Source organism: Rhizobium sp. Leaf371, from assembly GCF_001424045.1.
Classification (GTDB): Bacteria; Pseudomonadota; Alphaproteobacteria; order Rhizobiales; family Rhizobiaceae; genus Ferranicluibacter.
In genome coordinates this window covers 601299-623174 of sequence record NZ_LMQB01000001.1, presented here as the reverse complement: position 1 = coordinate 623174, position 21876 = coordinate 601299, and the positions used below count along the sequence as shown (strand labels likewise).

Annotated in this window: 17 protein-coding genes, 1 other RNA gene and 1 pseudogene; 8 read left to right on the top strand and 11 right to left on the bottom strand. The window is 65.4% G+C overall.

Annotated elements, in window-relative coordinates:
- Nucleotides 1-14 precede the first annotated feature (14 nt).
- On the bottom strand, nt 15-911 hold the full coding sequence (gene miaA / locus ASG39_RS02735) for a tRNA (adenosine(37)-N6)-dimethylallyltransferase MiaA (RefSeq protein WP_156467982.1): 897 nt from the start codon (nt 909-911) through the stop codon (nt 15-17).
- Between miaA and serB the strand changes: the two genes are divergently transcribed.
- Nucleotides 910-1812, top strand: coding sequence for a phosphoserine phosphatase SerB (serB, locus tag ASG39_RS02730; protein ID WP_062592542.1), 903 nt, complete (start codon nt 910-912; stop codon nt 1810-1812). The two genes, miaA and serB, sit on opposite strands and share 2 nt — an antisense overlap.
- Complete coding sequence (locus ASG39_RS02725; RefSeq protein ID WP_062592540.1) at nt 1809-2354, top strand: GNAT family N-acetyltransferase; 546 nt, start codon at nt 1809-1811, stop codon at nt 2352-2354. Before serB ends, ASG39_RS02725 begins: the two co-directional genes overlap by 4 nt.
- 43 nt (nt 2355-2397) lie before the next feature.
- Here the strand turns inward: ASG39_RS02725 and ASG39_RS02720 are convergent, their stop codons facing one another.
- The gene (locus ASG39_RS02720; protein WP_062592538.1) at nt 2398-4053 is read right to left on the bottom strand and encodes a DegQ family serine endoprotease; all 1656 of its coding nucleotides are present in this window, start codon (nt 4051-4053) and stop codon (nt 2398-2400) included.
- 291 nt (nt 4054-4344) lie between these two features.
- On the opposite strand from ASG39_RS02720, the gene ASG39_RS02715 reads away from it, so the two are divergent.
- Complete coding sequence (locus tag ASG39_RS02715; protein ID WP_062592536.1) at nt 4345-4563, top strand: alkylphosphonate utilization protein; 219 nt, start codon at nt 4345-4347, stop codon at nt 4561-4563.
- Between the two features lie 49 nt (nt 4564-4612).
- Here the strand turns inward: ASG39_RS02715 and ASG39_RS02710 are convergent, their stop codons facing one another.
- The 5 genes from ASG39_RS02710 to ASG39_RS02690 all read right to left on the bottom strand — a co-directional run bounded on the left by ASG39_RS02710 (nt 4613) and on the right by ASG39_RS02690 (nt 8806).
- A complete protein-coding gene (locus ASG39_RS02710; protein ID WP_062592534.1) occupies nt 4613-4999 on the bottom strand; it encodes an ACT domain-containing protein in 387 nt (128 codons plus the stop codon).
- A 242-nt stretch (nt 5000-5241) separates the two neighbouring features.
- The gene (locus ASG39_RS02705) at nt 5242-6177 is read right to left on the bottom strand and encodes a protease modulator HflC (RefSeq protein ID WP_062592532.1); all 936 of its coding nucleotides are present in this window, start codon (nt 6175-6177) and stop codon (nt 5242-5244) included.
- Nucleotides 6174-7316 carry an FtsH protease activity modulator HflK gene (hflK, locus tag ASG39_RS02700; protein WP_062592530.1) on the bottom strand — a complete coding sequence of 381 codons (1143 nt, stop codon included), beginning with the start codon at nt 7314-7316 and terminating at the stop codon, nt 6174-6176. Before hflK ends, ASG39_RS02705 begins: the two co-directional genes overlap by 4 nt.
- 144 nt (nt 7317-7460) lie before the next feature.
- Nucleotides 7461-8015, bottom strand: coding sequence for a dihydrofolate reductase (locus ASG39_RS02695; RefSeq protein WP_062592529.1), 555 nt, complete (start codon nt 8013-8015; stop codon nt 7461-7463).
- Nucleotides 8012-8806, bottom strand: coding sequence for a thymidylate synthase (locus tag ASG39_RS02690; protein WP_062592528.1), 795 nt, complete (start codon nt 8804-8806; stop codon nt 8012-8014). Before ASG39_RS02690 ends, ASG39_RS02695 begins: the two co-directional genes overlap by 4 nt.
- Before the next feature lie 340 nt (nt 8807-9146).
- Here ASG39_RS02690 and ASG39_RS02685 point away from each other — a divergent pair, with 340 nt between their 5' ends.
- The 5 genes and pseudogenes from ASG39_RS02685 (at nt 9147) to ASG39_RS02665 (ending at nt 11745) form a co-directional block, all read left to right on the top strand.
- Entirely contained in the window at nt 9147-10025 is an 879-nt protein-coding gene (locus ASG39_RS02685) for a transglutaminase family protein (protein ID WP_062592527.1), read from the top strand.
- Between the two features lie 84 nt (nt 10026-10109).
- Nucleotides 10110-10510: a transfer-messenger RNA gene (ssrA, locus tag ASG39_RS02680) on the top strand.
- A 200-nt stretch (nt 10511-10710) separates the two neighbouring features.
- Nucleotides 10711-11232, top strand: a complete 522-nt coding sequence (locus ASG39_RS02675; RefSeq protein ID WP_062592526.1) for an SspB family protein — start codon at nt 10711-10713, stop codon at nt 11230-11232.
- A gap of 6 nt (nt 11233-11238) precedes the next feature.
- Nucleotides 11239-11448: a DUF4169 family protein gene (locus tag ASG39_RS02670; protein ID WP_062592525.1), complete on the top strand. Its 210-nt coding sequence runs from the start codon at nt 11239-11241 to the stop codon at nt 11446-11448.
- Nucleotides 11449-11518: 70 nt separating this feature from the next.
- A pseudogene (locus ASG39_RS02665) lies at nt 11519-11745 on the top strand (ribbon-helix-helix domain-containing protein).
- A 119-nt stretch (nt 11746-11864) separates the two neighbouring features.
- Here ASG39_RS02665 and ASG39_RS02660 read toward each other — a convergent pair.
- The 4 genes from ASG39_RS02660 to ASG39_RS02645 all read right to left on the bottom strand — a co-directional run bounded on the left by ASG39_RS02660 (nt 11865) and on the right by ASG39_RS02645 (nt 21861).
- Nucleotides 11865-15686 carry an AsmA-like C-terminal region-containing protein gene (locus ASG39_RS02660; protein ID WP_062592524.1) on the bottom strand — a complete coding sequence of 1274 codons (3822 nt, stop codon included), beginning with the start codon at nt 15684-15686 and terminating at the stop codon, nt 11865-11867.
- 197 nt (nt 15687-15883) lie between these two features.
- Complete coding sequence (locus ASG39_RS02655; RefSeq protein WP_062592522.1) at nt 15884-17293, bottom strand: FAD-linked oxidase C-terminal domain-containing protein; 1410 nt, start codon at nt 17291-17293, stop codon at nt 15884-15886.
- 189 nt (nt 17294-17482) lie between these two features.
- Nucleotides 17483-20638, bottom strand: a complete 3156-nt coding sequence (locus ASG39_RS02650; protein ID WP_062592521.1) for an efflux RND transporter permease subunit — start codon at nt 20636-20638, stop codon at nt 17483-17485.
- Nucleotides 20635-21861, bottom strand: coding sequence for an efflux RND transporter periplasmic adaptor subunit (locus ASG39_RS02645; protein ID WP_062592518.1), 1227 nt, complete (start codon nt 21859-21861; stop codon nt 20635-20637). The genes ASG39_RS02650 and ASG39_RS02645 overlap by 4 nt, the downstream gene beginning before the upstream one ends.
- Between the last annotated feature and the right edge of the window lie 15 nt (nt 21862-21876).

Sequence of the window (21876 nt, the reverse complement as noted above, 5' to 3'; positions counted from 1 at the left end):
CATCCGTCCCATCGTCACGGCACGATGCGCTGCCAGCTTTCATCCAGCTGGTTGCGAAACCAGGTCATCTGGCGCTTGGCATATTGCCGCGTGGCAGCCGATGCGGTCTCGATCACGCCGCGCCGGTCCGTGGTTCCCTGCAGCATCGCCGCGATCTGCGGCACGCCGATCGCCTTCATCGCCGGCAGATCGGACGCCAGATCGAGCGCGAGAAGCGCTTCGACCTCCTCCACCGCGCCCCGTTCCAGCATCGCCACGAACCGCCGGTCGATGCGCCGACGGAGGTCGTCGCGATCCGGCAGGACGACGATCTTCAGCGATCGATCCGGATCGACCACCATCGCGCCACGCGCGTCCTGGAAGCTGCGGATCGACCGGCCGCTCGCCGCGAACACCTCGAGAGCCCGCACGATCCGCTGCCCGTCGCCGGGTCTCAGCACAGCGGCGGTCTCAGGGTCGATATTCGCCAGTTCCGCGTGGAGCGCATCAGCCCCCTCCGCAAGGAGCCGCGCCCGCAGGGACGAGCGGATCGCATCGGGAACGGCCGGCATATCGGAGAGGCCGCCCGTCAGCGCCTTGAAATAGAGGCCGGTGCCGCCGACGATGACGGGAACCCGTCCCTCCGCTCGCAGATCTTCGAGCAGCGCCGTCACATCCCGAAGCCACTCGCCGGTGGAATAGCTGCGGCCGGCCGGCACATGCCCGTAGAGCCGGTGCGGCACGCCGTCCATATCCGCCTCTGCCGGTCGCGCGGTCAACACATGGAGCGTGTCGTAGACCTGCATGCTGTCGGCATTGACGACCACCCCACCATGCGCCTGCGCGAGCCGGACGGCGAGCGCGGACTTGCCGCTGGCAGTCGGTCCCGTTATCAGGATCGTGTCCTGTCCTCTTTCAAGGTTTTTCATCATGGCTCTCGTTGCCACGCTTGTCGCCAATCCGTCAAATCCGGTGCTGAGCGCGGCCCTCGGTGAAAAGGCCGCAGCCGCCGTTCAGGCGTCCGGTCTCTATTGGCTGGCCGATGGTATCGCCTGCGATATCGCGCTGCGCGACGGCACCGACCCGGTCGAGGCCGAGCGGCAGCTGCGGGACGCTATCGACGGATTTGCCGTCGATGTGATCGTGCAGGATGCGGAAACGCGGCGCAAGCGCCTGCTGATCGCCGATATGGATTCGACCATGATCGGTCAGGAATGCATCGACGAGCTCGCCGCCGAAGTGGGCCTGAAGGAACAGGTCGCCACCATCACCGCGCGGGCCATGAACGGCGAAATCGCCTTCGAACCGGCTTTGATCGAGCGCGTGGCTCTGTTGAAGGGCCTGCCGGTCGGCGTCGTGGATGAGGTGATCGCAAAGCACATCACGCTGACGCCCGGCGGCGTGGAGCTGGTCGCGACCATGAAGGCAAAGGGGGCCTATACCGCGCTCGTCTCGGGCGGCTTCACCGTCTTCACCGGGCCCATCGGCAAGAGGATCGGCTTCGACGAAAACCGTGCCAACCGGCTGAACGTCGCAGACGGCGTGCTCGACGGCACCGTGGAGGAACCGATCCTCGGCCGGCAGGCCAAGGTCGATGCGCTGATCGACATCACACGGCGGCTCGGGATCACGCCGGAGGACGCCATGGCGGTCGGCGACGGCGCAAATGACCTCGGCATGATCAAGCTTGCCGGCTCGGGCGTCGCCCTGCACGCCAAACCCGCTGTTGCCGCCGAAGCCAAGATCCGCATCGACCATGGCGACCTCACGGCGCTCCTCTACATCCAGGGCTATCGCAAGACGGATTTCGCCCGGCCGGCCGGCCGGCCATGATCGTCACGGAAACCGAACGGCTGCGCCTGCGCAACTGGGAATACCGGGATCGCGATCTCTTCGTCGAGATCAACAGCGACCCCGAGGTGATGACGTTCTTCTCCTATCGCCGGACACGCGCAGAGGCGGACGCGCTGTTCGACCGGAACCGTCAAACGATCGCCGACACCGGCTTCGGTTTTTACGCGCTCGCCCTCAAGGAAACCGACGAAGCCTTGGGGTTTTGCGGTCTGGCTATGGTGGATCTCAGCCCGATTCTGCCAAGCGGCACCATCGAGATCGGCTGGCGCATGGCGCGCCGGCACTGGGCGAAGGGCTATGTGACGGAAGCGGCCCGAGCGCTTCTTGCGGTCGGATTCGAGACCCGCGGGCTCAGCGAGATCGTCTCCTTCGCCGTGCCCGGCAACCACCGCTCGATTGCCGTGATGGAGCGCATCGGCCTGGTCCGCGACGCCGATGCCGACTTCGACCATCCGCGCGTGCCCGCGACGCATCCCCAGCTGAGGCGTCACGTGCTCTATCGCGGCACGCGACCGGTTTAGCGTATTTCGCCGGAGGCGCATCGGCCTCCGGCGCGCGCGCCGGCTATTCGATGCGCACCGTCACGAAGCGCAGCTCGCCGGTCTTGTTGGAGATCATCAGCAACGCATTCCGGCGCCCGTCCGCCTTCAGCTCTTCGATCCGCGCGGTCACGTCCTCCGGCGTCTTCATGGCTTCCTGACCGATTTCGACGATCACGTCGCCGGCCGCAATCCGGCGTTCGGCAGCAGCCGAACCCTTCTCGACCTCTGTGATGACGACGCCTTCGATGTCGTCGGCAATGCCGAAGCTGCGGCGGTTCGGGGCCTCCAGCAGCGCCAGCTTCATGCCGAGCACCTCGTCGGATTTCGGCAGTTCGGCCGCAGGCGGTTCGGCTTGATCCGTTCCCTCCTGGCTGCCCTGGTTGCCCGGGCTGCCCGGGCCAACATTACCGTCTTCGCCCCCGTCCGCCGGCGCATCGTCGGATGAGGGCGGCGTCTCTGCATTCGCGACATCGGCATCCTCGAGCCGGCCGAGCGTGACCTGTACGGTCATCTCCTTGCCGTCCCGGATGACGATGACGTCCACGGCCTTGCCCACCGGGCTTTCCGCCACCACGCGCGGCAGATCGCGCATTTCCGCGACATCGCGGCCGTCGAACTTGGTGATCACATCGCCGGTCTTGATCTCGCCCTTCGAAATCGGGCCGCCCTCGATGATGCCGGCCACCAGGGCGCCGCGCGGCGTATCCATGCCGAGGCTTTCGGCGATGTCGTCGGTCACGGGCTGGATGCGGACGCCGAGCCAGCCGCGCCGGGTTTCGCCGAAATCCTTCAGCTGGGTGATCACGTTGGAGGCAAGCTCGGTCGGCACGGAAAAGCCGATGCCGATCGAACCGCCGGAGGGCGAGATGATCGCGGTGTTGATGCCGATGACCTCGCCCTTCATGTTGAAGAGGGGACCGCCCGAATTGCCGCGGTTGATGGCGGCATCCGTCTGAATGAAATTGTCGTACGGACCTGCATTGATGTTGCGGCCGCGGGCCGAGATGATGCCGACGGTCACCGTGCCGCCGAGGCCGAACGGGTTGCCGATCGCCATGACCCAGTCGCCGATCCGCATCGCGCGGCTGTCGCCGAGCGGCACGGCCGTCAGCGGCTTCTTCGGCTCGACCTTGAGCACCGCGAGGTCGGTCTTCGTGTCGGTGCCGATCAGCTTGGCCTTCAGCTTCGAACCGTTGGCGAAGTTGACCTCGATATCGTCGGCGCCCTCGATGACGTGGTTGTTGGTGACGATGTAGCCGGTGGGATCGATGACGAAGCCGGAACCGAGCGATTCGACCTTGCGACCGGGCGCACCCTGCCCGTTCTGGCCCTTGAAGAACTCGTCGAAGAAATCCTGGAACGGCGACCCCTGCGGCACCTTCGGCATCGGCGCGTCGTCATCCGTCTTCACGTTCTGCGATGTCGAGATGTTGACGACGGCGTCAAGCAGCCCGGCGGCGAGATCGGCCACCGAGTCCGGCCCCTGCGCCGTGCGTCCGGGCGGGGCGATGGAGGGCGATGGCTGCGGCGGAACCGGAAGCGGCCCCGCGGTTCCCGCCGTCGGCGGCGTGATGGGCTTTGCGACCTGCGCTGCGGCCTCGAAAGGCGCCGTCAAAACGAGAGCCGTCGACAGGGCAAGCGCCGCCGTCCGGGTGAAGCTGGAGCGGTGTGATCCCATGAAGTCCTCGTTTCGGAAATTAAGCCGTCGGTTCGCTCGCACCTTATCGGCCCGATGTCGGAAGGAAAAGCCTCGGGCGGGACAGACGAACCCTGCGAGCGCAGATAGCAGCACTGGTGAAGCGAAGATAAGGCGCGCACCCGACGCGTCCAGTCATCTTTTCGTTATGCCGGGACGGAGAGGACATCGTCGCCCGATCCCGCCTCGGGGGCCCTTGCACAGGCGACCTCCGCCGTTCATAAGCGACAAAACAGATACGCGGGCGCCCGGCGCGCCGGAGAGGATGGACGCATGAGCATCGTCGTCAGGGACAGCAACGGAACAGCGCTCGCCGATGGCGACTCCGTGACGCTGATCAAGGACCTCAAGGTCAAGGGCACGTCGGTCACGCTGAAGCGCGGCACGCTGGTCAAGAACATCCGCCTGACGGACGATCCGGCCGAAGTCGAATGCAACGCGGAAAAGGTCAAGGGTCTGGTGCTGCGCACCGAATTCCTCAAGAAGGCCTGAGCCCAGCGTTCCCACATCCTCTGCGGGCGTCAGGATCCGGCATCGGGCCTCAGACCATGACCTCGTGGCCGTGGGTCTTCAGCGCGGCGACCGCCTTTTCGAGGTCGGAGCCGAGGATGAAGATGTAATCGGTGCTGAAGGTGGAGTTGGCGAAAAGGCCGACACCGGCCGTGGAAAGCGGCTCCAGAACCGAGGAGAGAATGCCCGGAATATCGAAGGCGAAGTGTTCCTCGATCCGGAGACACCGCCAGCCGTTCGAGGAGATCACCCCGGTCGGCACGCGCGCGGCGCGGCAGACGAGCGTCATTTCCTCGCGCGACGAGGAGACCGACCAGAAACCGGCGCCCGGCAGCCACTCCGGCAACGGCGAGCCGACATTCAGGCGGGTGATCGAATATTCGGCTTCAACCAGCCGGATCAGCAGTTTGCGAGACATTCATACCCCTCGAGACGCCGGCGCCCGAGCAAGGGTCTTCTGGAGACGCCTGACGGGCAGCAAGCGCGGTGGACGCAACGTCTGCTGCGCGAAGGCAGCAGGCCAAACCATTCGATCAGGGCCGGACACGAAAGGTACGGAGCCCTGCTGGCCTTGCCCTGCCATCCCCAGCGCATGCCGTCAAGAAAGAAGGGGCCGGCATCGCTGCCGGCCCCTTCTTTTATCGTGTCGTTCGCTCTTGCTCAGTTCGCAGCAGGCGTGGCCGGAGCCGCCGCCGGTGCCGCCGGCGCCTGGGGAGACCCCTGCGAGCTGTTGAAGTAGCGGAAGAACTCGGAGTCCGGAGAGATGACCAGGGTCGTATCCGGGCTTGCGATCGCGGCACCATAGGCCGTCATCGAGCGATAGAACTCGAAGAAGCTCGGATCGCGGGCGAACGCATCGGCGAACACGCGGGTCCGCTCGCCCTCGCCTTCACCGCGCAGGATTTCCGCATCGCGCTGGGCGTCGGCCACGAGTTCGACGACCTGACGATCGGCGATGGCGCGGCGGCGCTGGCTTTCTTCCTTGCCGCGGGCACGGATGAGTTCGGCTTCGGCAAGCCGCTCCGCCTTCATGCGGTCGAAGGTCTGCTGCGACACTTCCTGCGTCAGGTCGGTCCGGCGAATCCGGACATCCTGAATGTTGAGGCCGAGCGATTCGGCATCGTTCTTCAGGTCGGCGCGGACTTCCCGCATCATCGAAGCACGCTCTTCCGACAGGGCCGATTCGAACCCGCGAAGACCGTAGACGCGGCGCAGCGACGAATCGAGACGCGTGCGCAGGCGGGCTTCGGCCGAGGTCCGGTCACCGGAAACGGTTTCCCGGAAACGGCGCGGATCCTGGATGCGGTAGACGACGAAGGCATCGACCTCGTAGAACTTGCCGCCGGAAACCTGAACGCGGATGTTGTCGAGGTCGAACCGCAGGGCCTGGTCTTCGACATACTGGACGCGATCGGCATCCATGAAGGCGAAAGGCAGCTTGAAGTAGAGGCCCGGCTCGGTCTTGACGTCCTGGATCTGACCGAAGCGGACGACGACCGCCTGCTGGCGTTCGGTCACGACGAAGACGGAGGAGTAGACGGCCATCAGGATGACCGCGAAAGCGATCAGGAAATAAGGAAGACGGCTATTCATCAGTTGCTTCCTCCGACCTGCGGGGCCGGCCGGCCGATTTCAGTGAGCGGCAGATAAGGCAAGACGCCCTGCCCGTTCTTCTCGTCCAGAATGACCTTCTTGGACTTGCCGAGAACCTCCTGCATGGTTTCCAGATAGAGGCGCTTGCGCGTCACGTCGGGAGCCTGCGCATAGGCGTCGTAGACCGAGATGAAGCGCTGCGCCTCACCCTGGGCTTCCTTGACGACACGATCCTTGTAGGCCGCCGCTTCTTCGCGGTTCTGCGCCGCCTGGCCACGGGCCTGGCCGAGAACCTGGTTGGCGTACTGGTTGGATTCCTCGACGAAGCGATCCTCGTCCTGCTCGGCGCGCTGCACCTCGTCGAACGCATCGGCGACCTCGCGCGGCGGCGCCGCGTCTTCGATCGCGACCGTGTTGACGGAGATACCGGCGCCGTAGGTGTCCATGGTCGCCTGGATCGTCGCCTTCACGTCCTGCGCGATCGCCTGACGGTTGTCGCGGAAGATGTCCTGTGCCGGACGACGGCCGACCACCTCGCGCATGGCGCTTTCGGCAACCTGCTGCAGGGTGTTGGCGGGATCTTCGACGTTGAAGAGATAGGCTTTCGGATCCGTGACCGAGAACAGCACCGAGAACTGGACGTTGACGATGTTCTGGTCGCCCGACAGCATCAGGCCGGCGGACGACGGATCGGCCGAAACGGACTTGCTGCCGATATTCTGCTGCTGCTCGGTGACCTTCACCAGTTCGACCGTTTCAAGCGGCCAGAAATGGTAATGCAGGCCCGGCATGGAAATCTCGTCCTTCGGCTTGCCGAAGCGCATCTCGACGCCACGCTCGTCCGGCTGGACGGTGTAGATGGAGTTGATCAGGATGAAGCCGACGATCAACAGGCCGATGATGGCCGCCACGCCGCCGTTGAAACCGCCGGGAACGACGTTCTTCAACTGGTCCTGACCCCGGCGCAATATCTCTTCGAGATCCGGGGGGCCGCCATTGCCGCGGCCACCGCCGCCACCACGCGGACGGTTGGGACCTTGGCCCCAGGGGCCTTTGTTTCCACCACCGCCATTACCACCGCCGCCGTTACCGCCGCCGCCCCAAGGACCGCCGCCGCCGCCGTTCTGATTGCTCCAGGGCATTCATACCTCTTTCGTTAAACTCCCGCCTCCGGCAATCGGCGGAACCGACTGGGAAGTGAACCCGTTATAGGTATCGCCCCGAAGCCTTTCAACGCGCCGCGTCATAACTTTGGCGTTAACAAGGCGATTTCGTTCCGTTTATTCCTAAAGTTCGAGCAAACCATCGTGACCGGGCTCCGATGCACCCGTCCGCCGCCGCCATGTGGTGAACGTGACGGCATGGCTGTCCTTCTCGGCCCTTGGCGCAGAAACCGCGGAAACCCTGTCGAAGACGGAGGGATCAATCGCTGGGAACATCGTGTCGCCATCGAGATCAGCGTCGACCACGGTCAGGTGGATGATATCGACAGAGGCCATCGCCTCCCGGTAGACCTGCCCGCCGCCGATGACGCAGACCTCGTCCACGCCGCGTTCGGCCGCAAGGTCCCGAGCGAGCCGCAGCCCCTCCTCCAGCGACCCGACGCGCGCAGCACCCTCCGCCACGAAACCGGTATCCCGCGTGATGACGATGTTCGGGCGGCCCGGCAGCGGTCGGCCGATCGATTGCCAGGTCTTCCGACCCATGACCACCGGACGCCCGAGCGTCAGGGCCTTGAAGTGCTTGAGATCCGTCGGCAACCGCCAGGGCATGTCTCCATCCCGGCCGATGACGCCGTTGCGCGCGGCCGCGACGACGATGACGATCTTTGCCGCGCTCATACGGCGATCGGCGCCCGGATCGCCGCATCGGCCTCGTAGCCCACGAGCTCGAAATCCTCATAGCGAAATGCGAACAGGTCCTTCACATCGGGGTTGAGGCGCATCGCCGGCAGCGCCTTCGGCGTCCGGCTCATCTGCAGGCGCGCCTGCTCGAAATGGTTGCTGTAGATATGCGCGTCGCCGAGCGTATGTACGAAATCCCCCGGCTTGAGCCCGGTCACCTGCGCCACCATCAGCGTCAGCAGGGCATAGGACGCGATATTGAACGGAATCCCGAGAAAGATGTCCCCGGATCGCTGGTAGAGCTGGCAGGACAGCTTTCCGTCGGACACGTAGAACTGGAATAGGCAATGGCAGGGCGGCAGGGCCATCTCGTCCACGAGGGCCGGATTCCAGGCCGAGACGATATGGCGCCGGGAATGCGGGTTGGTCTTCAATCCCGCGACAAGCTGGGCGATCTGGTCGATGTGCCGCCCGTCGGGTGCCGGCCAGGAGCGCCATTGATAGCCATAGACGGGACCGAGATCCCCGTCGGCATCGGCCCATTCGTCCCAGATGCTGACGCCGTTCTCCTTGAGATAGGCGATGTTCGTATCGCCGCGAAGGAACCACAACAGCTCGTGGATGATCGAGCGGAGATGCAGCTTCTTCGTCGTCAGCACGGGAAATCCGTCCGCCAGGTCGAAGCGCATCTGATAGCCGAAAACCGAGCGGGTGCCCGTACCCGTCCGGTCGCTCCGGTCGGTGCCGGTCTCCATGACGTGGCGCAGGAGGTCGAGATATTGCTTCATGAGAGACGGGTCCGCGAAATTCGAGTCCGACCAGAATAAGACCTGGAGCGCAGGCGCGATAGACCCCTTGCCCCGTTGTCCCCGCCCTTGGTTGTCCCGCCCTTGCTTGTCCCGACATCGGTTACCCAAGCACAATCCGGTGTGGATCGCTGGCAAGATTCGTCTTATTCGGACGGAGTGAACAGGCCCTGAGCGCCGGTCACAGCCCTGACATTCACGACATTTATCATTTTCGGAAAAACGATGGAACCATTTCCCATGCCGCGTGTTCCCCGGCACTTCCCTGATCCCGTCCTCCGGGCACGAACCCCGCGCCATTCCTCGCCACGAAAGCACATCCATGACCGTCCGTTACAAGCTCGGCTGCACCCTCACCTATGAGGTCCTCGAACCCACCGTGTTCATCTTCAATGTCGAAGTCGCCAAGCTTCAGCGCCATCACGATCTGGTGGAAACGCTGACGATCAACCCCAAGGGCCCCCGCTGGACCTATACGGTGCCGGAAGAGCAGAATCGCTACTTCAAGATCGACGTCGCCCCCGGCCCGCTGGAGGTCACCTATGCCGCAGAGGTCACGCTCGACGTCTTCCGCGCGGACCCCGCCACGATCAACGAGACGCCGCTGTCGGAGATCCCGCTCGACATCATGCCGTTCCTCCTGCCCTCGCGCTTCGTGTCGTCCGATCGCCTCGCAGCCTTCGCGCTGCGCGAATTCGGCAATCTGCCGAAAGGCCATGAGCGCGTGACGGCGATCTGCAACTGGATCTACAACAATATCGATTACCAGCGCGGCTCGTCCAACGGCCAGACGACAGCGGACGAAAGCCTGCTGCTGCGCGCCGGCGTCTGCCGCGATTTCTCCCATATCGGCATCGCGTTCTGCCGGGCGCTCGGTATCCCCGCCCGCTTCGTCAGCTGCTATGCCTATGGTCTGCGGCCGTCGGATTTCCATGCCGTCTTCGAAGCCTATCTCGATGGCCGCTGGTGGCTGTTCGATGCCACGCGCCAGGCCAATCTCGATGGCCTCGTGCGGATCGGCGTCGGGCGCGATGCGGCCGAGATCGCCTTCTGCACGCCGTTCGGCCTGATGGACCCGGGTGCCGTGGATATCACGATCGAACATGCCGACGGCACGCCCGAACAGCCTGGCCGGACGATCGACGCCATCTCCACGGACGACCGCATCGAGATCGCCGAGATCGAACAGGACGCCGCCTGACAAACGCGCGCACGACCATCTCGTAATGACATATGGAAAGGGCATCCCGCTATTTGGCGGCGATGCCCTTTTTCGATGCGCTTTGCCCTTTTCATCGGCTGCGGGAACGCCTATATCTCCCCTGCCGTCGCAAGGCGGATATGGCAATAAACTGTCGGTGTAATAAACCTATTGGACCCGGGGGCGGTACCCGGCGCCTCCACCAAAAACCGGCCTGAAGGGTGACTGGAAACAGGACGCCCGAACGGCGAAATGCCTTGAGCGGCCGGCTTTTGATGGGGGCGAAATAGGATCGACAAGGGCGTAAAGATCGAACTTTTGCTCGGCATTGTACCACCGTTATCGGGCTTAAACAGTAGTTGCAAACGACAACTATGCGGAAGCTCGTCTCGCTGCTTAATCGCGGTGTGACACTTCAAATCAAGTCCTTCCGGTTCGCACCGTAAGGCGGGGTTCGGAGGTACCTGGCAACAGAAACCTCCACTTCTCCCCCCACATATCAGAACAAGCTCACGTCACGTCTGCACGACATCGGCGCGTCGAAGTCATTTCCCACAGGTAGACCGGCGCGCCTTGAAATCGTCCATCAATAGTGCAAATGGTTTGGTGGACGACGCACGGTCGATCGCCGCTCACGTGGCAGACGGTCCTGCGCACTGAAACTTCTAGGCAAGACGGGGATCCGATGGGCCAGGACCATATCCGCTACGACATTCTCGCACAGGACGCGCTTCGGGGCGTCATCCGCAAGGTTCTGAGCGAAGTTGCAGCGACAGGTCACCTTCCCGGCGATCATCATTTCTTCATCACCTTCCTCACCGGCGCGCCCGGCGTGCGCATCTCCCAGCATCTGAAGTCGAAATATGCCGAACAGATGACGATCGTCGTGCAGCATCAGTTCTGGGAGCTGAAGGTCACGGAATCGCTGTTCGAGATCGGCCTGTCCTTCTCCGACACGCCGGAAAAGCTGGTCATTCCGTTCAACGCCATCCGCGGCTTCTATGACCCCTCTGTCAATTTCGAGCTGGAATTCGACGTGGCCGTCGGCGAGGACGAAGATACGGAAACGGAATCCGCCGAGATCACGGCCTATCCCGGCGTCACCATAGAGCGTGACGAAGCGGCGGACGCCGAAGCGCCGAAGACCGAAGACGGCAAGCCAGGCGCCTCCGTCGTCTCGCTCGACGCGTTTCGCAAGAAGAACTGATCCGTCATGGCCGGCGACGTCGTCAATCTGCGCCAGTTCCGCAAGCAGAAGACCCGTAGCGACCACGAAAAAGCCGCGGAGCAGAACCGCATCACCTTCGGCCGAACCAAGGCCGAGAAGACGCTGACGCAGACGCTGAACGAGACCGCCGAGCGTCGGCTGGACCAGGGCCGGCGGGAGACCCCGTCCGGCATCGAACGGCCGACCGAAGATTGATCTGCTTTCCCTCCGTTCGCTCAATGATGCCGCACGCGAGACGGCCGTCCTGGCAAGGTGGGCGTCACCCATGCTGAAGAAGCACTCCGCCACGCCCACGGACACCGCACCAGTTTCTCGCTGGAAGACGTCTTCTGGGAGGAACTGAAGGCCATCGCTGCCGCCCGCGCCATTCCCCTCGCCCGATTGATTGCCGAGATCGACGATGCCCGCTCGGCCGACAGCAATCTCTCCTCCGCGCTGCGGGTCCACGTGCTTGCCTGGGTCAAGGCACGGCGCGAGACCACGCCGGGCTGATGGCGTCTGCGCAGACGTGACGATGGCCATGGGATAGCCGCTCACCACCAGCCGAGTGCGCACACGTGCAGGGCCTCATCGGCGCATGACATTCGTGCCCGGATCGTGCACGTGCGCCGCTATTGCGGGGTGACGCCTGGCAGGGTCTGGAAATTCAACCTGTCCGGGCTTGCTCCCGGCGAAGGCAGTGTTCCGCCACGTTCCACCTGATCGCCGGGATCGACCGGCATCAGACCGGGCTGGCGATCGTCTTCGGCAGAACGCGCCGCCGCGCGCGCGTCTGCGGCAGCCTTCTTCTCCGCGGCCTGCCGGGCGGCCTGTGCGGCGCGCTGGTCGGCAAGCGCCTTTGCCTCGGCAGCCGCCTTGGCGGCAGCGGCCGCACGGGTGTCTTCTTCCGCCTTCTGCCGGGCCGCTTCCTCAAGCGCCAGCGCACGCCGTCGCTGCTCTTCCGCGGCACGTACCCGGTCGGCTTCCCGTTCTTCGGCCCGCGCCTTGTAGAGCGCGGCCTCCCGGCGCAGGCGCTGTTTCTCCAGCACATTGGCCTGGAGAATTTCCACCCGCCGCCGCTCGCGCTCGAAGGCGCGCAGCGACAGAAAGCTCGCAATCTCCCCCGTCTGCAACTGGAACCCCGGCGCGTCCAAGGCACCCGTATAGGACAATTCGACCTCCGGCTCGGCACCGGCAACCGTCTGGTCGCCAGCATCGAAGAGAACGCGGAGGGCAGCATTCAGCGTCTGGTCGGGGAGCGACACCTCGGCATCGCCGGTCACGGTCGCACCGTCGACCTTGGCGGTCACGTTCTGCGCCCGCAGCGTGCCTCCCGCGATGCTGAAGGGCACCTTGACCGCGCCGAGGGCGGCATCGCCGGACAGGATGGCCGGCCGGACGATCGGCTCCACCGCCGCCGGCGTGATCTCGCCTTCGATCCGGTCGGCGCCGGAAAGGATCGCAGGAAGCGCGCCGACATTCAGCCCGCGCACCGTGAGGTCCGAGAGGTTGGCCTCCCCCGATCCGCTCGCCGATTCGGCCATGGCCGCCGCCGTCTTGCCGGAAGCTTCGAGCGCCAGCGACAGATCGAACCGCCCATTGGCGACCGAGGCTCCGGAGGTCTTCCAGGCCGCAGCCGAGAGGTCGCCCCCGGCAAGGTCGAGCCGGGCCTGCAGGAAGCCGGATCCGTTGCCGTTGCCGAGCAACATCCGGCCGGACATCTTGCCGCCCAGCCAGTCGCCGGCCGCATCGGTGATCTCCAGCTGGTCGCCCTTCCAGACGGCCTTGCCGATCATGTTGGAAATGGCGCCGTAGACGCCCGGCCAGACCTGCTTGGCCGTGAGGTCGAGCGCGATGTCGTAACCGTTCCACGCCACGGGCGCGACCGGAGACGTCGCCAGCGTTCCCTCGAGCGGGTCGAGCACCGGCCCGAGCAGGCCATCGGCGGCCCAGGCAAGGTCCAGCGTGTCGATCGCCAGCTGCCCGGTCGCCTTGCCGGGGACGGTCCGATCGAAGGCGATCTGTCCGGTAAAGCCGTTCCTGTCGGCCTTGCCCTCCACGGCCGACAGCGTCACCGCCTCGGGCGTCACGGTCACGTCGCTCTTCAGGCTCAGCGGCAGGCCCGTTCCCGTCTGCGGCAGCGCGATCCCCTGCACCAGCAGGAAGGGCTCGAAATCCTGGCTTTCAAGCGTCAGTTTGGTCTGGCCACTAAGGAACCGGTCCCGCGACAGATCGATCTCGCCGCTCGCATTCAGCGCGGTCTTCTCCGTGGTGAAGCTCAGCGTTCCCGAGGCCTTGTCGCCTTCTGTGCTCTGCAGCTTGATCGAGAGAAGGCCGTTCGCATCCGTATCGAACGGCAGCGGATCGAAACCCGTCTGTCCGAGCAGCGCCAGGCTGGACGGATTTTCGAGCGTGGCTTCAAGGAAGATGCCCTGCCCCGCCAGGGCCTGCGCGATCGTCGGCGCCTGGTAGTTGGCGGCCACGCGGCTGCCGCCGGCCGTGCCGACGATGCCGAAGGTCACGGGCGCATCGCCTTCGCGGCTGCCGGCCGTCAGCGTCACGTCGAGCGCCGCGTCGTTGTAATATCCGCCGCTGCGGGCAAGCCGCGCGAGGATGGGATGCGCCGCCGCATGCCGCTCGACCATCTGGAAGAACGCGGTCATGTCAGGCGCGGCGATCTTCATCTTGGCGGACACGATCGGCGCCGCCAGCGTCCCGCCCATGCGCCCGGAGGCGGCGAGCTGCGCGCTGGCAATGTTGCCGATGGAGGCGCGCTCGGCCTGCAATTGTCCGTTCTTGAGCGTAGCGACCAGTTGCACATCGCGCGCCTCCTCGCCGAAGGCCAGCAGCGTGTCGGCCGAGATATCGGCGGCGATCGTGTGCGACAGCAGCGTCTCATAGGACGCATCGCCCGCCACCAGCCCCGTCAGCGCCTGCAGCGCCTCGAGATCGATGCGATTGCCCTTCAACTGCACGGAGAGCGTCGGGGGAACGCCGTTGAGCGCCTGCCGCTCGACGCGTCCGTTCAAGGTGGCGGGTCCGACGGCCACTTCGAGACGTTCGAACTGCTGAAGCGTGTCCGTCAGGTTGACGGTCGCGGAAAAGCCGGCGGTGCGAAGGCGGCGGATCGCGGGATCGACGGAGCCGGCAAGCCAGGAGGCGAGCCCGGACGGCTGGTTGGACGCGACCAGCAGATCGCCGCGAAAGGCGCGCTGGCCGGACAGATTGAGCCGCCCCTTGGCTTCGAGCTGCGTCCGGCCCGGAAACTGCGCGACGGCATTGTCGACCATCCAGCCCGCCCCGTCGGGACGGAGATCGAGCCGCACGTCGCGGACGGTCGTGTCGCCGATGACGATCGCAGGGAGCTTCAGATTGGCCCTGCCCGGCACCTGGGGAATGGGAATATTGGCGATGATCTCCATCATCGCGGACAGCCGCTGGCGGATCGAGATCGCGGGATCGCGCCCCGTCTTGCCCGCAGCCCCGGCCTTGCCGCCGATCCGGCTGACGTCGATCTGCTGCCCGTCGGCAAGCAGCAGGAATTCCGGCGTTTTGCCGGTATCGAGCGTCGCCTCGCCGGTCACGAGATAGGGATCGTCCCGCGGGCCGACCTCGACACGGTATTCCGGCACGCGGATCCGGTCGTTGGTCAGCTCGAACTGCCCGTTGATCCGCAGGGCCGCCGCGTCGTCCTCGCGCTTCGGCGCGTCGGCGGGGCGGTTTTCCGTCATGGTGAACTTGCCCTGATAGACGGGGCGAAATTCGACCACCTTCAATTCGCCGTCGAGATCGACGCCGAAGGGCCGCTTGTCGGGCGTCAGCCGCGCCCGCAGCGGCAGGCCGCCGCCGTCCAGCAGCTCGCTGCTCGAAAAGGCGAAGCTGCCGGCCTCGCCATCGAGCGCCGCCCGCCCCTCGACCTTCCAGGGCCCGGCGAGCGTGCGGGCCGAGAGATCGGCGTTGAGCCCGGTCACTTCGCGCGTGCGGCCGGTCTGCTCGTCGATGAACTCGATCTCGCCATCGGTGATCTCGACATTTTCGAGGACGACGGTCTTGGCTGGTATCGCCGCACGGCGTCCACGCGCCCAGTCGAGCGTGCCATCCGGCAGAAGCCGCATCTTGGCCTTGGGCTTGTCCAGCCGCATATCGAAGATCAGCGCCTCGCCGGACAGGAAGGGCGCAAGCTCGGCATCCATCGAAAAACGTTCGACCTGCACGAGAGGTGCACCGGCCTCGGTTTCGCCGATGCGGACATCGCTGAGGGTCACCGAGGGAAACGGGATGAGCCGCGCATCGACACTGCCATGCACGACCACCGGCTGCCCGATGATCCGGCTGGCCTCGCGCTCGAAATCCTTGCGGAAATCCGTCCAGTCGATGAACAGCGGTGCGATCAGCGCGGCAAACAGCGCGAGCACAAACAAACCGCCGACGATGACGAAAATACGTGAAAGCACCGAGCCTTACGTCCTGTCCGATCCTGCCACGCAGCCCCCCATGGGCTGGTGTATCCCCGTTACCCTTGCCGCCTTTGCGCCGCGTCATCCCGTCCGCGTCTTGCCGGCTGCCTTGCATCAAACAGTGGCCGTCCTCCCGTTGCGGGCGCGGCAGGGTGCCGTCGATGCAGTAGCATGGCGCAACGACAAATTCTCGTTCATCCGTTAAAAATCTTGCCCGGGTTGAAGATTCCGGTCGGGTCGATCGCCCGTTTGACCTGCCGCATCAGATCGAGCGCATCCCCGAGCTCCGCTTCCAGAAACGGCATTTTTCCCTGCCCAATCCCATGCTCCCCCGTGCACGTGCCGTCCATGGCGAGCGCCCGCGCGTTCAGCCTTTCCACGAAGGCTTCCGCCCGCGCGACGAAGGCGGCGTCCTTGTCGTCGAACAGAAGGCCGACATGAAAGTTCCCGTCGCCGGCGTGCCCGACGATGGGCGCGATGAGGCCGTTTTCCCTGATGTCCTCCCGCGTCGCCTCGACGCAGTCTGCAAGCCTGGAGACGGGCACGCAGACGTCGGTCGACAGCATGGCAAAGTCCGGCCGCAGCGCTTTCTGCGCCCAGTAGGCATTGTGGCGGGCCTTCCACAGGATGGCGCGTTCGTCGGCATTCGAGGTCCAGCTGAAATCGCCGCCGCCGAAGGCCTCGACGATCTCGGCAAAGGCCGCCGATTGCAGCGCGACGCTTTCCGCGCTGCCGTGGAATTCGACGAACAGCGTCGGCTTTTCCGCAAGATGCAGACCGGAATAGGCATTGCTCGCCCGCACCTGCGTCTCGTCCAGAAGCTCGATCCGCGCGACGGGGATGCCCGACTGGATGGTGAGGATCACCGCATTGCAGGCGGCACCGACATCGGCAAAGGCGCAGACCCCGCCTGCGATCGTTTCGGGAATGCCGTGCAGCCGCAAGGTGACCGAGGTCAACACCCCGAGCGTGCCCTCCGCGCCGACGAACAGCCGGGTCAGGTCATAGCCGGTCGAGGATTTGCGCGCCCGGTGCGCGGTGCGGATCTCGCGGCCATCGGCAATGACGGCGGTGACGGCCAGCACGTTCTCCCGCATCGTGCCGTAGCGCACGGCGTTCGTCCCCGAGGCCCGCGTCGATGCCATGCCGCCGATCGAGGCATCGGCGCCGGGATCGATCGGGAAGAACAGGCCGGTCGCGCGCAATTCCCGGTTCAGCGCCTCGCGCGTGATGCCGGGTTCGACCGTGCAGTCGAGATCGCTCTCGTTGACGGAGAGCACACGGTTCATCCGGCTCATGTCGACGCTGATGCCACCATGCGGCGCATTGACATGACCTTCGAGCGAGGAGCCCGTTCCGAACGGAATGAGCGGCACCCGGTATTCGCCGGCGATGCGAACGATCGCCTGGACCTCCGCGCTCGTCTCCGGAAACACCACGGCATCTGGAAGCTGCGCCGGAATATAGGTGGTGGTATGCGCGTGCTGCGCGCGGATCGCCTGACCCGTCTGCAGGCGCTCGCCGAACGACGTCTTCAGCGCCGCAATTGCAGCGACGATCCCCGGCTCATTGCGAACGCCCGACCTGATCGCCTTCAGAGCCATCGACCGCATCCTCCACCCCAGGCACGCTGCCTGCGGTCCTGCTGAAATATCAAGGCCCTACTGTAGAATCCGGAATCACTTTGTCCAGCCTCTCCTTCACCGCATGAAGGTCACCCTGCATTTTGCGAAACGCGTGGGTCACGAGCGCCACAGGTGCACCATTTCGAAACAGGACGGTCGCGCGACCGTCTACTCCGCCGCGCGCAGCCTCTCCTCGGGCTCCACCGCATGGACACCATAGGCGGCCGCAAGCTCACGCTGCAACCGACGCTCCTCGTCCACCTGCGGCTTGGAGAAGCGTGCGATGGCGAGGTAGGCGACAGGGGTCAGGTAGAGCGTGACAACGGTGGCAAGGCCGAGGCCGCCGACGAGCACCCAGCCGAGCGCGACGCGCGCTTCCGCCCCGGCACCGCTGGCCAGCACGAGCGGCACGGCACCGACGATCGTCGCGATCATCGTCATCATCACCGGACGAAGCCGGATATTGGATGCGTTCTCGATCGCCTCCCGCAGCCCCTGCCCGCGGTCGCGCAGCTGGTTGGCGAACTCGACGATCAGGATGCCGTTCTTCGCCATGATGCCGACCAGGAGCACGAGCCCGATCTGGCTGTAGATATTGAGCGTGTTGCCCGTCAGGATCATCGCGAAGACGGCGCAGGCGAGACCGAGCGGCACGGTCGACATGATCACAAGGCCGCTGATCAGGCTCTCGAACTGGGCTGCCAGCACGAGGAAGATGATCACGATCGCAAAACCGAAGGTGACGAACAGCGCGCCCGAATTCTCGTTGAGCGTCGCGGCTTCGGCGAGCGGCACCACGCGGGAGCCGGCCGGCAGCAGCGGCTTTGCGGCCTGCTCGGCATAGGCGAGCGCCTCGCCAAGCCCGGTTCCGGGCGCAAGGCCGGCCGAAAGCGAGACGGCACGAAGCTGCGATTCGCGCGAGAGCTGCGGCGCCACCGCCTGCTCCTTGACGCTGGCGATGGAGGACATCGGCACGATCTTGCCGTCGCCGGTCTTCAGGAACAGGTTTTGCAAGTCGGTCGGGTCGTTGACCGGATTGGTGGTCGAGAGCAGCTTGACCGGATAGGCCTCGCCCTCGACATAGACGTCGATGACGCTGTTGCCGTCGAGCATGGCCTGCAGGGCGGCGGACAGGCCATTGATGTCGATGCCGAGATCGGAGGCGCGCTCCCGATCGATGGTCACGGACAGCTGCGCCTGGTTCGCCTCATAGTTCAGGCGGACGTTTTCGAAGCGGCCGCTGTCCTCCATCTGCCGCACCAGCTTGGCGGCGGCGTCGCCGAGCGCCTTGTAGTCGTTGCCGACGAGCGCCAGCTGCAGCCCGTTGCCGGCCCCGCGGATACCCAGACTGTTCGGCTGGACCGGAAAGACGCGGATCGACGGGATTTCGGCCGACAAGCGCGAGATCTCGCGCGAGATCTGCTGCTGTGTCCGCTCGCGATCGCCCCATGCCGAGAGCGACAGGACCATGAAGCCGGAATTGACGGCACCGCCCTGCCCGGAGATGGAATAGACATTGGCGATCTCGCCGGACTTGACCATCGGCTGCAGCGCGTCCTCCACCCGGCGCATCTGGGCTTGGGTGTAATCGAGGGAGACGCCCTGCGGCGCCTGCATGCGCAGCAGGATACGCGCCCGATCCTCCGTCGGCGTCAGCTCCGAGGGGAGCGTCGTAAATGCGATGCCGCCGGCAATCACCACCATTGCGGCCGCGAGGAACACCACGAGCGGCGAGTCGAGGCACGCCTTCAGGGAACGACGATACCCGCGCGCGAACACGCCGCCGATGCGGCCGAGAGCGCCGCTGTGACCGTGCCCGTCATGCTGGGCCTTCAGCATGCGCGAGGCGAGCATGGGACAGAAGGTCAGCGCCACGAAGGCCGAGAGAAGGATGGCGAAAGCGAGGACGAAGCCGAATTCGCGGAAGAGACCGCCGGTCTGCCCCGGCAGGAAGGACAGGGGAATGAACACGGCCGCAAGCGTCGCCGTCGTCGCGATGACCGCAAAGAACACTTCGAGCGTGCCGAGAACGGCCGCTGCGCGGGGTCCCATGCCCTCGCTTCGCCGTCGCACGATATTTTCGAGCACCACGATCGCATCGTCCACCACCAGACCTGTGGCAAGCACGATGGCGAGCAGGGTCAGGATGTTGATCGAGAAGCCGGCCATGTAGATCGCGGCGCAGGTGCCGATCAGCGCGATCGGCATGGTCAGAACCGGGATCAGGGTCGCCCGCCAGTCGAGCAGGAACAGGTAGATGACCACCGTCACGATGATGACGGAGGCCACGAGTGCGATCTCGACCTCGTGGATGGCGCCCTGGATGAAGACGGCATCGTCGCTGGTAATCGTCAGCTCCGTGCCCGGCGGCAGGATCTTGCCGATCTCGGCCACCGTGGTCTTCACGCCGTTCGAGATGTCGAGCGTATTCGACTGCGCCTGTCGGATGATGCCGAGGCCGATCCCCTGTTTGCCGCCGGAGCGGAGCGACGAGGTACCGATATCCGGCCCCATCGTCACGGTGGCGACGTCGCCGAGCCGCACGTTCGGCCCAAGGATGACCTTCTCGAACTGCTCCGGCGTCTGCAGATCGGCCGTCGCGCGGACGGACAAGTCCTGATTGGCGCTGGTCAGCGATCCCGCGGGAACGTCGAGCGAGGCAGTGGCAAGCGCCGTGCGCAGATCGGCCACGGTCAGGCCGCGCGCCGCGAGCTTGCCCTGGTTGACGTCGATGCGGAAGATCTTCTCCTGGTCTCCGTTCAGCTGGACGTCGGCCACGCCTTCGACGGAGGCGAGCCGGTCGGTCACTTCGTTTTCGGCCAGAAGCGTCAGGTCCTCCATCGACAGCGTGTCGGAGGTGAGCGCAAGGCGCAGGATCGGCTGGCTGTCGGCGTCTGCCTTCACGATCTGCGGCGCGTCCGCGCCATCGGGCAGATCGTTGGTCACGCGGCCGAGCGCGTCGCGCACATCGTTGGAGGCCTGACCGATATCCGTCGTGTCGGAGAATTGCAGCGTCACGCGGCTCTGCGCATATTGCGAGGTGGACGAGATGTCCTTGATGCCCTGCACGCGCGACACGGCGCCCTCGATCACCGAGGTCAGCTCCCGATCGACCGTCTCCGGCGCGGCGCCTTCGAAGCGCGTGTTGACCGAGACGACCGGCTGATCGACCTCCGGCAGTTCGCGGATCTCGACGCCGTTGAGCGCTGCCAGCCCGGCAACGATGATCAGCGTATTGACCACCAGAGCGAAGATCGGACGGCGGATGAAGAGAGCGGTGAACCCCGCCGATCCCCCGGCGCCGGCCTTGTGCGCGCCGCTCATCGCGCCACCTCCGTGCCCGGCACTACGGGTTGCGCGTTCGACACCTTCTGCTCGGCCTGATCTCCGGCAGGCCTTGCGGGCGCATTGGCGATCTTCACCTCGCCGCCGTCGCGCAATCGCTGCACGCCCTCGGTCGCCACCAGGTCGCCCTTCTGGAGCTTCGCGTCCACCAGAACCTTGTCGGAGTTGCGCTGGATGATCGTCACCGGCACGCGCTCCGCCTTGCTGTCGACGACGCGCCAGACATAGGAGCCATCGGCGCTCCACTGCACGGCAAGCGGGTTAACCGTGGGATAGCTGTCTCCGGCAAAACGGACGGTCACCGAGAAGGACATGCCGGCCCGCAGGCTGTCGTCCGGATTGTCGAGACGCGCGCGCACCCGCAGCGTTCGGCTGGCCTGATCGATCCGGTTGTCGATGGCGTGGATCGCGCCGGTCAATTGGCGCGTAACCTGGGCGACGGCAACCGCGGACACCTCCTGTCCGACCTTGATGTCGTTGGCAAACCGCTCGGGAACCCAGAAATCGACGAGGATCTGCGACCGGTCGTCGACCACGGCAATCGGCGTCGAGGTGGTGACGTAATCGCCCGGATTGACCGTGATGATGCCGACGACGCCCTTCGACGGCGCCGTGATGTTGCGGCGCGTCAGATCGAGTTCGGCCGTCTTCAGCGCCAGTTCCGCCGCCTGCTCGGCGAACTCGGCCTCCCGCAGCGTCGCGATCGAGACCGCATTGCCGAGGCGTCGGTTGCGTTCCACCTTGTCGCGGGCGGCGTCCAGCAGCACCTTAGCCTGCGCGACGGCGAGCACCTGCTCGTCGCTATCGAGCTTGGCGATCACCTGCCCCTGCTCGATCCGGTCGCCGGATTTCACCAAAACCTCGATGAGGTTGCCGGTCGAGAGCGGCGTCACGGTGACGGAGAGGATTGCCTCGCCATTGCCGATGGCGTTCAGCCGGTCGTTGACGAGCGCGGTGCCTGCCGGCTCGGTCACGACGAGCGGCGTCTGGTTGCCGGCGGCGGCGCGCTGCGTCCCGCTCTGCCCGCTGCGTCCCTGACCCTTTTCTCCCGGAGCGGCTGCCGGCGCGACCAGCGCGACGACCCCGCCGGGAACGCCGGCCGAGACGAGCATGGGCCCCGCGGAGGGCACGAAGCGCACCCATGCGGCCAGACCGATGAGGAGAAGGACGAGGCTGAGGGCCAGCTGTTTCCAGATCTGCATGCAGGTCTCCGAAGT

Bases quoted from the DNA above. Each gene is read 5' to 3' on its own strand.
- serB (WP_062592542.1), top strand. From the start codon at position 910: ATGGCTCTCGTTGCCACGCTTGTCGCCAATCCGTCAAATCCGGTGCTG.
- miaA (WP_156467982.1), bottom strand. From the start codon at position 911: ATGATGAAAAACCTTGAAAGAGGACAGGACACGATCCTGATAACGGGA.
- ASG39_RS02725 (WP_062592540.1), top strand. From the start codon at position 1,809: ATGATCGTCACGGAAACCGAACGGCTGCGCCTGCGCAACTGGGAATAC.
- ASG39_RS02720 (WP_062592538.1), bottom strand. From the start codon at position 4,053: ATGGGATCACACCGCTCCAGCTTCACCCGGACGGCGGCGCTTGCCCTG.
- ASG39_RS02715 (WP_062592536.1), top strand. From the start codon at position 4,345: ATGAGCATCGTCGTCAGGGACAGCAACGGAACAGCGCTCGCCGATGGC.
- ASG39_RS02710 (WP_062592534.1), bottom strand. From the start codon at position 4,999: ATGTCTCGCAAACTGCTGATCCGGCTGGTTGAAGCCGAATATTCGATC.
- hflK (WP_062592530.1), bottom strand. From the start codon at position 7,316: ATGCCCTGGAGCAATCAGAACGGCGGCGGCGGCGGTCCTTGGGGCGGC.
- ASG39_RS02695 (WP_062592529.1), bottom strand. From the start codon at position 8,015: ATGAGCGCGGCAAAGATCGTCATCGTCGTCGCGGCCGCGCGCAACGGC.
- ASG39_RS02690 (WP_062592528.1), bottom strand. From the start codon at position 8,806: ATGAAGCAATATCTCGACCTCCTGCGCCACGTCATGGAGACCGGCACC.
- ASG39_RS02685 (WP_062592527.1), top strand. From the start codon at position 9,147: ATGACCGTCCGTTACAAGCTCGGCTGCACCCTCACCTATGAGGTCCTC.
- ASG39_RS02675 (WP_062592526.1), top strand. From the start codon at position 10,711: ATGGGCCAGGACCATATCCGCTACGACATTCTCGCACAGGACGCGCTT.
- ASG39_RS02670 (WP_062592525.1), top strand. From the start codon at position 11,239: ATGGCCGGCGACGTCGTCAATCTGCGCCAGTTCCGCAAGCAGAAGACC.
- ASG39_RS02655 (WP_062592522.1), bottom strand. From the start codon at position 17,293: ATGGCTCTGAAGGCGATCAGGTCGGGCGTTCGCAATGAGCCGGGGATC.
- ASG39_RS02650 (WP_062592521.1), bottom strand. From the start codon at position 20,638: ATGAGCGGCGCGCACAAGGCCGGCGCCGGGGGATCGGCGGGGTTCACC.
- ASG39_RS02645 (WP_062592518.1), bottom strand. From the start codon at position 21,861: ATGCAGATCTGGAAACAGCTGGCCCTCAGCCTCGTCCTTCTCCTCATC.